The sequence below is a fragment of the Pseudomonas sp. 20-5 genome (assembly GCF_056782835.1).
This window is the reverse complement of sequence record NZ_CM165584.1, coordinates 4,274,136-4,285,770: the sequence shown is the minus strand read 5'-3', so window position 1 is coordinate 4,285,770 and position 11,635 is coordinate 4,274,136. Positions and strand designations below refer to the sequence as shown.

At 66.6% G+C, this 11,635-nt stretch carries 12 protein-coding genes; 7 read left to right on the top strand and 5 right to left on the bottom strand.

Features of this window, described 5'->3' with window-relative positions; genetic code table 11:
- The gene (locus AC1RB9_RS19690) at positions 1 to 1,002 is read right to left on the bottom strand and encodes an AraC family transcriptional regulator (protein ID WP_003106595.1); all 1,002 of its coding nucleotides are present in this window, start codon (positions 1,000 to 1,002) and stop codon (positions 1 to 3) included.
- 335 nt (positions 1,003 to 1,337) lie between these two features.
- Here AC1RB9_RS19690 and dctA point away from each other — a divergent pair, with 335 nt between their 5' ends.
- A complete protein-coding gene (gene dctA / locus AC1RB9_RS19685; RefSeq protein ID WP_003082442.1) occupies positions 1,338 to 2,648 on the top strand; it encodes a C4-dicarboxylate transporter DctC in 1,311 nt (436 codons plus the stop codon).
- A gap of 74 nt (positions 2,649 to 2,722) precedes the next feature.
- Here the strand turns inward: dctA and AC1RB9_RS19680 are convergent, their stop codons facing one another.
- On the bottom strand, positions 2,723 to 3,613 hold the full coding sequence (locus AC1RB9_RS19680; protein WP_003109209.1) for a LysR substrate-binding domain-containing protein: 891 nt from the start codon (positions 3,611 to 3,613) through the stop codon (positions 2,723 to 2,725).
- A 201-nt stretch (positions 3,614 to 3,814) separates the two neighbouring features.
- Here AC1RB9_RS19680 and AC1RB9_RS19675 point away from each other — a divergent pair, with 201 nt between their 5' ends.
- The 4 genes from AC1RB9_RS19675 to AC1RB9_RS19660 all read left to right on the top strand — a co-directional run bounded on the left by AC1RB9_RS19675 (position 3,815) and on the right by AC1RB9_RS19660 (position 7,971).
- Positions 3,815 to 4,444: a glutathione S-transferase family protein gene (locus AC1RB9_RS19675; RefSeq protein ID WP_003082444.1), complete on the top strand. Its 630-nt coding sequence runs from the start codon at positions 3,815 to 3,817 to the stop codon at positions 4,442 to 4,444.
- On the top strand, positions 4,441 to 5,460 hold the full coding sequence (locus AC1RB9_RS19670; RefSeq protein ID WP_003449131.1) for an LLM class oxidoreductase: 1,020 nt from the start codon (positions 4,441 to 4,443) through the stop codon (positions 5,458 to 5,460). Before AC1RB9_RS19675 ends, AC1RB9_RS19670 begins: the two co-directional genes overlap by 4 nt.
- A 101-nt stretch (positions 5,461 to 5,561) precedes the next feature.
- Positions 5,562 to 6,701, top strand: a complete 1,140-nt coding sequence (locus AC1RB9_RS19665; protein ID WP_003082447.1) for an acyl-CoA dehydrogenase family protein — start codon at positions 5,562 to 5,564, stop codon at positions 6,699 to 6,701.
- A gap of 88 nt (positions 6,702 to 6,789) precedes the next feature.
- Positions 6,790 to 7,971 carry a CaiB/BaiF CoA transferase family protein gene (locus tag AC1RB9_RS19660; RefSeq protein ID WP_003082450.1) on the top strand — a complete coding sequence of 394 codons (1,182 nt, stop codon included), beginning with the start codon at positions 6,790 to 6,792 and terminating at the stop codon, positions 7,969 to 7,971.
- Between the two features lies 1 nt (position 7,972).
- On the opposite strand, the gene AC1RB9_RS19655 is transcribed toward AC1RB9_RS19660, so the two are convergent.
- From AC1RB9_RS19655 to AC1RB9_RS19645, 3 genes are all read right to left on the bottom strand, one after another.
- The gene (locus AC1RB9_RS19655; RefSeq protein WP_003082453.1) at positions 7,973 to 8,470 is read right to left on the bottom strand and encodes a SprT family zinc-dependent metalloprotease; all 498 of its coding nucleotides are present in this window, start codon (positions 8,468 to 8,470) and stop codon (positions 7,973 to 7,975) included.
- A 167-nt stretch (positions 8,471 to 8,637) separates the two neighbouring features.
- Positions 8,638 to 9,237 carry a Yip1 family protein gene (locus tag AC1RB9_RS19650; RefSeq protein WP_003082455.1) on the bottom strand — a complete coding sequence of 200 codons (600 nt, stop codon included), beginning with the start codon at positions 9,235 to 9,237 and terminating at the stop codon, positions 8,638 to 8,640.
- Between the two features lie 158 nt (positions 9,238 to 9,395).
- Positions 9,396 to 9,989, bottom strand: a complete 594-nt coding sequence (locus AC1RB9_RS19645; RefSeq protein ID WP_003082458.1) for a DNA-J related domain-containing protein — start codon at positions 9,987 to 9,989, stop codon at positions 9,396 to 9,398.
- 102 nt (positions 9,990 to 10,091) lie between these two features.
- Between AC1RB9_RS19645 and ttcA the strand changes: the two genes are divergently transcribed.
- Both ttcA and AC1RB9_RS19635 read left to right on the top strand, forming a co-directional pair.
- Positions 10,092 to 10,916, top strand: a complete 825-nt coding sequence (gene ttcA / locus AC1RB9_RS19640; protein ID WP_003082462.1) for a tRNA 2-thiocytidine(32) synthetase TtcA — start codon at positions 10,092 to 10,094, stop codon at positions 10,914 to 10,916.
- A 46-nt stretch (positions 10,917 to 10,962) separates the two neighbouring features.
- Positions 10,963 to 11,634, top strand: coding sequence for a DNA-3-methyladenine glycosylase I (locus tag AC1RB9_RS19635; protein WP_003449134.1), 672 nt, complete (start codon positions 10,963 to 10,965; stop codon positions 11,632 to 11,634).
- Position 11,635: the final 1 nt, after the last annotated feature.

Genomic DNA, 11,635 nt, shown 5'->3' with positions numbered 1-11,635 from the left:
TCAGGCTTCCGCCTGGTGCCGGTACGCGCCGGGGGTGAGGCCGGTCCACTTCTTGAACGCGCGATGGAAGGCCGAGGGCTCGGAAAAGCCGAGCTGCTCGGCGATGTCCTGGATCGACAGCTCGTCCCGACCCAGGTGGTAGATCGCCAGGTCGCGCCGCAGGTGGTCCTTGAGTTGCTGGAAGCTGCCGCCTTCCTCGCGCAGGTGGCGTCGCAGGGTCTGCGAACTCATGTGCAGCTGGCGGGCGACCTGGTCGAGGTCCGGCCAGCGCCGGCAGTCGCGGCCGAGCAGGCGGCGGATCTGGCTGGTCAGGCTGTCGCCGCCGTCCGGGCGCGCCAGCAGGTCGGCGGGAGAGTGCTGGAGGAACTGCTTGAGGGTGCGTTCGTCCTGCAGCAGCGGCATGCCCAGGTAGCGGGCGGCGAACAGCAGGCTGGTGCAGCCGGCGGAAAACCGCCGGGGGCAGGGAAACAGTAGGTCGTACTCGGCCTGGTGGTCCGGCGCCGGGTAGCTGAAGGTGGCTTCCTCCAGGCGGATGCGCTGGCCGATCAGCCAACTGGCGAGGCGGTGCCAGATCACCAGCAGGCTTTCGGCGAGAAAGTGATCCGGGTCCGACAGGTGGCGTTCCTCGAGGCTCAGGCGCACCAGGTCGCCGTCGCGCCGCAGGTGGATCAGCGGCGCCTGGGGGAACAGGCCGTAGAACAGTTCGCCGCGCTGCAGGGCCTTTTCCAGGGTCCGGCAATGAATCAGGGTGTGGCACATCATGGCGAAGGTGCCGCGCTTGCTGCGGACTTCGCCGAAGCCCATGTATTCGTCGTCCAGCACTTCCCAGAGCAACTGCATCAGGCGGGTGAACTGCTCCGGCGCGATGCGTGCCCGCGGTTCGTCCAGCAGGGCCGGCTGGATGCCGGCGCGACGCAGCAGGGCGGGGCCGTCCAGGCCTTGGCGCGTGGCCCCGCGCAACGCGGCGCGGACGAAATGGCTGGCGATGGTGCGCTCACGCATGGCGGCGTCCTTGTTGTTGGAACGGCGATGGTAGGGCGCCACCCGGAAGACGACAAGGGTGGTGGCGGACTCCCGCCATGCTCGCGCGGCACAGCCGGCCCGCCGGGCGGTAATCCGCCACGCTTAGCCCGCTATGCAATTTTCATTTTTTATTTAACTTGTTGATATATAAGGATTTTATTTAGAGAAAGAGCATCCTGGCACAGCCTCTGCAATGCCTGGGCAAGGTTCCGCCGCGGCGGTTCACGACAAAAAATCTCCCCAGCAAGGGGGGTAACGCTACCGGTGAGCGCGTTCCAGGGAACTGGCGAAGCGCCCCCGTGAGGACTCTGCCCATGACCAAACAACCCTTCTACAAGAGCCTGTACGTGCAGGTTCTGGTCGCCATCGCCATCGGTATCGCGCTCGGCCACTGGTACCCGGAAACGGCGGTGGCGATGAAGCCGTTCGGCGACGGCTTCGTCAAACTGATCAAGATGGCCATCGCGCCGATCATCTTCTGCACCGTGGTCACCGGCATCGCCGGCATGCAGAGCATGAAGTCGGTCGGCAAGACCGGCGGCATGGCGCTGCTGTACTTCGAGGTCGTCTCCACCGTGGCCCTGATCATCGGCCTGGTAGTGGTCAACGTGGTCCAGCCGGGCGCCGGCATGCACGTCGACCCGAACACCCTCGACACCAGCAAGATCGCTGCCTACGCCGCTGCCGGCGAGAAGCAGAGCACTGTCGACTTCCTGATGAACGTGATCCCCGGCACCGTGGTCGGCGCGTTCGCCAACGGCGACATCCTCCAGGTCCTGTTCTTCTCCGTGCTCTTCGGCTACGCCCTGCATCGCCTGGGCAGCTACGGCAAGCCGGTGTTCGAGTTCATCGAGCGCGTCTCCCACGTGATGTTCAACATCATCAACGTGATCATGAAGGTCGCCCCGATCGGCGCGTTCGGCGCCATGGCCTTCACCATCGGCGCCTACGGCGTGGGTTCGCTGGTGCAGCTCGGCCAACTGATGCTGTGCTTCTACATCACCTGCATCCTGTTCGTGCTCATCGTCCTCGGCGGCATCGCCCGCGCCCACGGCTTCAGCATCCTGCGCTTCATCAGGTACATCCGCGAGGAACTGCTGATCGTGCTGGGCACCTCGTCTTCCGAGTCGGCCCTGCCGCGGATGATCGACAAGATGGAGAAGCTCGGCTGCAACAAGTCGGTGGTCGGCCTGGTGATTCCCACCGGTTACTCCTTCAACCTCGACGGCACCTCGATCTACCTGACCATGGCCGCGGTGTTCATCGCCCAGGCCACCGATACACCGATGGACATCACCCACCAGATCACCCTGCTGCTGGTGCTGCTGATCGCTTCCAAGGGCGCCGCCGGCGTCACCGGCAGCGGCTTCATCGTGCTCGCCGCGACCCTTTCCGCCGTCGGCCACCTGCCGGTCGCCGGCCTGGCGCTGATCCTCGGCATCGACCGCTTCATGTCCGAAGCCCGCGCGCTGACCAACCTGGTCGGCAACGGCGTGGCCACGGTAGTGGTTTCCAAGTGGTGCAAGCAGCTCGACGAGGGCACTTTGCAGCGCGAACTGGCCGGCGAGGGCAACGCTTCGTCGCCTGCCAGCGATATTCCGGTGGGCGGCCGCGAAGCGGTCTAAGCTCAAACCTGTTCGGCAGGGGGAAGTGAAGAGCTCCCTGCCGCCCTTCGAACCCGCCCTCGTGGCGGGTTTTTTTATGCCTCGGCGGCGGCCTGCTCGCGCAGCCAGGCGAGGAACAGCGAGAGGGGCGCTCGTTGCGCCGCTCCTGGCAGGCTCACCGCGTAATAGGCGAAGCGGCTCGGCCAGGGCCGCTCGAGGGCGACCGCCAGGCGGCCGCTGGCGATCTCGGCGCGGGCATGGATCTCCCGTACCAGCGCGATACCCTGGCCGGCCTCGGCGGCGCGAACCAGCAGCAGGTCGTCGGCGAAAGCCGGACCTCTCTCGCTGCGCGGGTCGTCCTCCACCCCCATCGCCCGCAGCCACAGGCGCCAGTCATTGCGCTCCGACTCCTGCAACAGCGGGTAGGCCAGGCAATCGATCGCTTCGCGGATCTCAGGGCCTTCCGCCAGCAGGCGCGGGCTGGCCACCGGGATCAGCGGCGGGGCCATCAGCGCCTGCACGTCGAGTCCGGGGTAGTCGCCGAGCCCGTGGCGGATGGCGACGTCGATTCGTTCCCGGCGCAGGTCGGCGAGCAGTGCCGTAGCCTCCACGCGGACTTCCACCTGCGGGTGCGACGCGCTGAATTGACCGAGGCGCGGCACCAGCCAGGTGGCGGCGAAGGAGGGCTCGGTGCTGACCGTGAGGGTCTGGCGGGCATTGATCGCCTCCAGCTGGGCAAGGCTCGCGGTGATCTGCTCGAAGGCCTGGCGGAGGCCGGGATAGACCTGCTCGCCCTCCGGCGTCAGGCGCATGCCATGGCTGAAGCGCTGGAACAGGACGACGCCGGTGCGCGCCTGCAGAGCCCTGAGCTGCTGGCTTACCGCGCCGGGAGTGACGCCCATGGCCGCGGCCGCGCGGGTGAGATTGCCATGGCGGGCGGTTTCGACGAAAGCGCGTAGCGCGAGGAGCGGGAGGACGGCACCCATGAATTCAGTTTTTCTATAAACAGGTTGTAGAAAGGATCGTTTTTCATCCGCCGACCTGGGCTTCAGCATGTGTGGCGAAACGAGAGACTTTAGCCTAGCTGCTTTCTTCGGTGTGCGGGAAGCGGCCGAGGCGGTTTCCCCGGTCGGCGCCGCCCCCATCGCCCAGGCGCCGGATAGTCCAGCGCTGCAAGGATACTTGCCATGCCTTCGCTCCAGCTCTACAGCGACAGTTCACCCAACGGATTCAAGATCACCATCGCCCTCGAGGAACTGGGGCTGCCCTACGCACTGCACCACGTTCGCATCGACCATGGCGAGCAACGCCGCCCGGAATTCCTGCGCCTGAATCCACATGGCCGGATACCGGTGCTGGTAGACCGGGCCGCCGGCATCACCCTGTTCGAGTCGGCGGCGATCCTGCAGTACCTGGCGGAGACCAGCGGGCGGTTGCTTCCCGACGCCCCCCGGGAACGCTGGGAGGCCCTGACCTGGCTGACTTTCCATGCTTCCAGCATGGGGCCCATCCTCGGCCAGCGCGTGCATTTCGAGATATTCGCCGAAGAGCGGTACCCGCCGGCCATCGAACGCTATCGGCGGCTCTCCGAGGAGGTTTTCGCCACCCTCGACCAGCGCCTGGCCGGACGGTCCTGGCTGGCCGGTGAGCAATACTCCATCGCCGATATCGCCACCTTCGGCTGGACCCATACGGCGCGGATCGTCGACTTCGACTTCAGCCATTATCGCCACCTGGACGACTGGCACCGGCGCATGGCCCTGCGGCCTGCGGTGCAGCGCGGGATCCTCCTGCCGGAACCGGCGGTGGGTCCATGAGCGCCCTGCTGCAAGGCGCCTCGGCGCCGGCCTTCGTCGGGCACCCTGGCTATCGGCGCATGTTCGCCGCAGACGCGCTGACCCTGGGCCTGTTCCTGCCGTTGCGTTTCTACCAGGGCGACATGCGGGTGCTGCTGGGCCAGGCGCGGCTGGTCGAAGAAATCGATCGACTGGGATTCGCCGCCGTCTGGGTACGCGACGTACCGCTGTTCGACCCACGCTTCGGCGATGCCGGACAAGTGTTCGACCCGTTCACCTACCTTGGCTATCTGGCCGCGCGGACCCGCCGTATCGCCCTGGCCACCGGCAGCGCGGTGCTTTCCCTGCGCCAACCGGTCGACCTGGCCAAGGCCGCGGCGAGCGTCGACCGGTTGTCCGGCGGACGCCTGGTGCTGGGCCTCGCCTCCGGCGACCGGCCGGTGGAGTTCCCCGCCTACGGGTTGGAGCATGCGCAGCGCGGCGAGCGGTTCGCCCAGGGCCTGGACTACCTGCGCCAACTGCTGCACGGCTGCCGGCACGTCGCCTCGCCGCTCGGTACGCTGGACGACGCCGAACTGTTGCCGCGTCCGCCGGCCGGCGCCATCCCGCTGGTCGTCACCGGCTCCGCGCGGCAGCCGGCGGACTGGCTGGCTCGCCAGGCGGATGGCTGGCTGACCTATCCGGAGTCGACTGTCGATGCGTCCGGACCACGTCGCCTGGCCCGGAAGATCCGCGCCTGGAGGATGTCCATCGCGGACGGCGGGTTCCGCCCGCACATGACCAACGAATGGCTGGACCTGGTGGACGACCCGGCGTATCCGCGTACGCCGTTGCACGGCGGCTACGTCCTGCGCACCGGGCGCAACGGTCTGATCGAGCTGCTCGGCGAATGGCGTGCGGCGGGCGTCAACCATGCCGCCCTGGGCATCCAGTTCGCCGCCAGGCCGGCAGCGGAAGTCATCCAGGAACTGGCCGAGGAGGTGCTGCCGTTGTTCCCGTCCCACCCGGGCGTGCAGCCGGCGAGCATGGACTGGTAGCTGACCGATTCGGTCAACCGAGCCTGAGCGCTCGCGTCATTGAGGGCGCCGGCCGGCGCCGCCTACCCTGCGGAACCACTGACCGCAGGGAGTCCCCGTACATGCAACGGCAGATCTTCGAGACCGAACACAACCTGTTCCGCGATGCCTTCCGCGCCTTTCTCGACAAAGAGGTGGTGCCGCACCAGGACGCCTGGGAAGAGGCCGGGGTGGTCGACCGCGCTGTCTGGAGGAAGGCGGGGGAGATGGGATTCCTGCTGCCCTGGGCGGACGAGGAGTACGGTGGCGCCGGGCTCAAGGACTTCCGCTACGAGCAGATCATGTGCGAGGAGCTGGCGCGGATCAACGAACCGGGCTTCATGATCCCGCTGCACTCGGCGTTGTGCGGGCCGTACATCGCCGAATACGGTAGCGCCGAGCAGAAGGCCCGCCTGTTGCCGGGGATCGTCCGTGGCGAGACCATCCTCGCCGTGGCCATGACCGAGCCGTCCGCCGGCTCCGACCTGGCCGGCATGCGCAGCACCGCGGTGGACAAGGGTGACCACTGGCTGCTCAACGGCTCCAAGGTGTTCATCTCCAACGGCCTGCTGGCCGACCTGGTGATCGTCGCGGCGAAGACCGATCCGGCGAACAAGCACGCCATGGGCCTGTTCCTGGTGGAGCGCGGCATGCAAGGCTTCGAGCGCGGGCGCAACCTGAAGAAGCTCGGCATGAAGAGCCAGGACACCGCCGAGCTGTTCTTCAACAATGTGCGGGTGCCGAAGGAAAACCTGCTGGGCGACGCCAAGGGCGGCTTCTTCTACCTGATGAACATGCTCGCCCAGGAGCGCCTGACCAACGCCTGCGGCGCGGTGGCCGGGGCCGAGGCGGCGTTGCAGGCGACCATCGACTACGTGAAGGAGCGCCAGGCCTTCGGCCGGCCGGTGGCGCACTTCCAGAACACCCGCTTCAAGCTCGCCGAAATGCGTACCCAGATCGACGTGGCGCAGGTCTTCACCGACCGCTGCGTGATGGACCACAACCAGAAGAAGCTGTCCCCCGAGGTCGCCGCCGAAGCCAAGCTGTTCACCACCGAGCTGCTGGGCAAGGTGGTCGACGAAGGCGTGCAACTGCATGGCGGCTGGGGCTACATGTGGGAGTATCCGATCTGCAGGATGTACGCCAACGCCCGCATCCAGCGGATCTTCGCCGGTACCTCGGAGATCATGAAAGAGATCATCAGCCGCGGCATGAAGCTCTGACGCCACGGCCATGTCGCGCCGCGCGGCGGGTGGATAGGCTGCTCGGCAGGCGATCCCGACCAATGCCCGGCGACCCAGAGGAGGGAGCATGAAAGGCCCGTTGTCATCGTTGAAAGTGCTGGATTTCTCGACCCTGTTGCCGGGGCCGTTCGCCTCGCTGCTGCTGGCCGACATGGGGGCCGACGTGCTGCGCGTGGAGTCGCCCGGGCGCATGGACCTGGTGCGGGTGCTGCCGCCGCACGTCGACGGCACCTCGGCCAGCCATGCCTACCTGAACCGCAACAAGCGTTCCATCGGCCTCGACCTGAAGCGGCAGGGCGCACGCGAGGTGGTGCTGGAGCTGGTACGCGAATACGACATCGTCCTCGAACAGTTCCGTCCGGGGGTGATGGACAAGCTCGGCGTCGGCTACGAGGCGCTGAAGGCGGCGAACCCGCGGCTGATCTACGTGGCCATCACCGGCTACGGCCAGACCGGGCCGTACCGCGAGCGCGCCGGGCATGACATCAACTACCTGGCGCTGGCCGGCGTCGCCAGCTACACCGGGCGCCGCGAGCGTGGCCCGTTGCCGCTGGGGGTGCAACTGGCGGACCTCGCCGGTGGTTCGCTGCATGGCGTGATGGGCCTGCTGGCGGCGGTCATCCACCGACAGCAGACCGGCGAGGGGCAGTTCGTCGACATCAGCATGACCGACTGCGCCTTCAGCCTGAACGGCATGGCCGGTGCAGGCTATCTCGCGGCCGGGGTCGAGCCGGAGATGGAGGCGCTGGCGCTGAACGGCGGCAGCTTCTACGACTACTACCGCACCCGCGATGGCCGCTGGTTTTCGGTGGGCAGCCTGGAACCGCAGTTCATGCAGCAGTTCTGCGCCGCCATCGGCCGCCCGGAACTGGCCGCCCGCGGCCTGTCGCCGAAGCCGGAAGAGCAGCGGGCGCTGAAGCGCGAGATCGAGATGGAGTTCGAGAAACGCGACTTCGCCGAATGGCAGGCGGTGTTCGCCGCCCTGGATGCCTGCGTGGAGCCGCTGCTGCCGCTCTCCGAGGCGCTGGAACACCCGCAGTTGCAGGCGCGCGGGCTGGTCGCCCGGGTGCCGCTGGCGGACGGCGGCAGCCAGGCGCAGATGGCCTGTCCGATCAAGTTTTCCGCCGGCCTGCCGGCGCCTCGCCACATCGGCGCGGCGCTCGGCGCCGACACCGTGGCGGTGCTCGAAGGCCTGGGCTACTCCGCCGAACGGATCGCCGAGCTGAAGGCGGCCGGGGCCATCGCCTGAATCACTCGCGGAGCACTTCGCCGGTGAACACCAGGGTCGCCTTGCAGCGCCGGCAGTAGTAGCGGCGCCCCTTGGCCACCAGGGTGTGGCGTTGCGGGGAGAACGGGAAGTCGTTGTGCTCCGGGCAATGGCAGCGGTACAGGTAGCGGGTGGTGGCGCGGCGCTTGACCGCGTAGGTGTGGCAGCGGTCCGGCGGCAGGCCGTAGATGCCGCGCATGATCAACTGCCACTCCTCGCCGTGGGGGCGGATGCGCGGGCCGAACAACTGGTGCGCGATCAGGTGCGCGACTTCGTGGGCCACGGTCTGTTCCAGGAAGTGCTCGCGGTTCTCGCGGTACAGCTGGGGATTGAAGCGCAGCAGGTTCTCGTCGAGATGGGCGACCCCGGCTTTCTGGCCGCGCAGGCGGAAGCTGACGGTCGGGCGGGGGAAGCTGCGTTGGAAGAAGTGTTCGGCCTGCCGATAGCAGGCCTCGACGCGGGCGTTGAGGTGTTCGGGCATTCGGGAAGACTCCAGCAGCGGGCGATTATGCCGGAGACAGGAGGGCGGGCGCAGGCGTCGGGACGACCGCTCGTCCGGGGTGCAGGATCAGGCAAGCGCGGCGGCGGGCAAGAAAAAACCGGGCGGCGGTTGCCCGCGGCCCGGTCGTACGATGCGTTCGCTGGACGTCAGCTGGTGTATTCCGGGCCGACCCCGCTGCCCCAGAGGATCACCGACAGGGCGATCATCGCCACCAGCACCACCAGGCCCACCGCCAGCACCGAGCTGGAGAACAGGAAGCCTTCGTCCTTGTGGATGTTCATGAAGGTGGGAATCCCCACGTAGAGCAAGTAGACCGTGTAGCTGATCGCCGCCACCCCGACGATCATTCCCAGCCAGAGGTGCGGATACAGCGCCGCCAGCCCGGCGATGAACAGCGGCGTGGCGTTGTAGGCGGCGAACACGATGCACTGGGTCAGGCTCGGGTTGGCGTCGTAGGTCCGCGCCATCCAGTGGATGAACGCGCCCATCACCGCCACCCCGGCGAGCATCGCCAGGTAGGTGAGGACCGTCATCTGCAACGCGCTGGCCTGGGTCAACTTGACCGGATCGCCGCCGCCGACCACCCAGCCGACCTGGGTCGTGCCGATATAGGCGGAAATCGCCGGAATGGCAGCCAGGATCAGGATGTGGGTCAGGTACATGTGGCTGATGCTTTCTTCTTCGCCACGGATTTCCTGCCATTCCTGATCGGGATGGGTGAAGAGCCCCCATACATGATGGATCATGCCGTTTCCTCCTCGTTCTTATGTGGTCGCCCCCCAGCGAAGCGCCGGGCGCGCATGGACAGCGCCACCCGGTGCTCGGCCGACCTATGCGACCTTATGTCGCAGTATAGGAACGGCCCGAGCCCGCGTCGCTCGCGGGTTTAGAGCAAATCGAAGCTTCACGGCCGGCTGTAATAGCGTTGCAGTATTTCCATCGCCTTGTTGATCGATTGCAGGCGCGCAGTGCTGCCGCCGCGGTCGGGATGGTGCTGGCTGACCAGTTGCCGGTAGCGCAGCTTGATGGCGGGATAGTCGACCGCGCCCTCCAGCTCGAACAGGGCGAGGGCGGCAGCCTTCTCCTCGCTGCCCTGCATGCGCGTCCAGAAACTCTGCAGCAGCCGCTCGACGTCGGCCTCGCTGGTCTCCCCCAGGTGACGCAGGTCGAGGTAGTAGTCGCGCAGCGGATCGCCCTGTTCCAGCGCCTGCGTGCCATCCACGTAAGGATGCAGGCGCAGGCTCAGCGGGCTGATCTCCAGGTGCGCCTCGCGCTCGGCCCAGAGGTGGTCGCGCAGGTGGTAGAGCGCGTTGAACAGGAGGAAATGGGTGCGGAACAGCACCAGCTTGTCGGCCAGTTCGCGATGGGGGATATGCGTCGAATGGCGGGCCTTCAGCAGCTGGATCAACTGGTATTCGGAAAGCCCCTCGGGATGCTCGCGCAGCAGGCAGAGGATCTGCCCGGCGAGGTCGAGGCGGTGGTCGAGGTCGGGAGTCATGGGACAAGACTAGCATCGGGCGTCGGGAGGGGCTGGGGTCGGCGTCGCTTTGTGCGTAAAATAGCCAGCTTTTCTCCTCGAACACCCGGATTCCAGAGCACCATGGGCACCCTTTCGGTCAATCAGAACAAACTGCAGAAGCGCCTGCGCCGCCTGGCCGGCGAGGCCATCACCGACTTCAACATGATCGAGGATGGCGACAAGGTCATGGTCTGCCTGTCCGGCGGCAAGGACAGCTACACCATGCTCGACATCCTGCTCTACCTGCAGAAGGTCGCGCCGATCCGCTTCGAGATCGTCGCGGTGAACATGGACCAGAAGCAGCCCGGTTTTCCCGAGCACGTCCTGCCGGAGTACCTGAAGTCGATCGGCGTGGAGTACCACATCGTCGAGAAGGACACCTACTCGGTGGTCAAGGAGAAGATCCCGGAAGGCAAGACCACCTGCTCGCTGTGCTCGCGCCTGCGCCGTGGCACGCTGTACACCTTCGCCGACGAGATCGGCGCGACCAAGATGGCCCTCGGTCACCATCGCGACGACATCCTCGAGACCTTCTTCCTCAACATGTTCTACGGCGGCACCCTGAAGGCCATGCCGCCGAAGCTGCTGGCCGACGACGGGCGCAACGTGGTGATCCGGCCGCTGGCCTATTGCAGCGAGAAGGACATCGAGGCCTATTCCCAGCTCAAGGAGTTCCCGATCATCCCCTGCAACCTCTGCGGTTCGCAGGAGAACCTGCAGCGCCAGGTGGTCAAGGAAATGCTGCTGGAATGGGAACGCAAATCGCCGGGGCGTACCGAGATCATGTTCCGCGCCCTGCAGAACGTGGTGCCGTCGCAACTGGCCGACCGCAACCTGTTCGACTTCGCCAACCTGCGCATCGACGAGAACGCCACGCCGCGCTTCCTCGACGTGATGAACCTCTGAGCCGCGCCGCGGGTCAGTTCTTCTCTCCGGTCTGCAAGGATTCCCGATGCGCGACTACGCCTGGATGTACGAATACTGCCTGAACCGCTTCGGCTCCAGGGAGGCGCTGGAAGCGCGCCTGCCGCAGCCGAAGAGCGCCGCCGAGCTGCGCGCGGTGGGTGACGACCGCTACCTGTCGCTGATCAGCCTGCGGATCTTCCGCGCCGGCCTCAAGCACAGCCTGGTGGACGCCAAGTGGCCAGCCTTCGAGGAAGTGTTCTTCGGCTTCGATCCGCAGAAGGTCGTGCTCATGAGCGCCGAGCATCTCGAGCGGCTGATGCAGGACGCCCGCCTGATCCGCCACCTGGGCAAGCTCAAGAGCGTGCCGCGCAATGCGCAGATTGTGCTCGACCTGGCCCGCGAGCATGGCAGCTTCGGCAACTTCCTCGCGGATTGGCCGGAAACCGACATCGTCGGCCTGTGGAAGCTGCTGTCCAAGCGCGGCAACCAGCTCGGCGGCTTGTCGGCGCCGCGTTTCCTGCGGATGGCCGGCAAGGACACCTTCATTCCCAGCGACGACATGGTCGCCGCGCTGAAGGCCCAGGAAATCATCGACAAGCCGCCCACCAGCCTCAAGGACCTAGCGGCCGTCCAGGGAGCCTTCAACCAGTGGCGCGAGGAGAGCGGCCGGCCGCTGTGCCAGCTGTCGGTGATGCTGGCACATACGGTCAATCATTGAG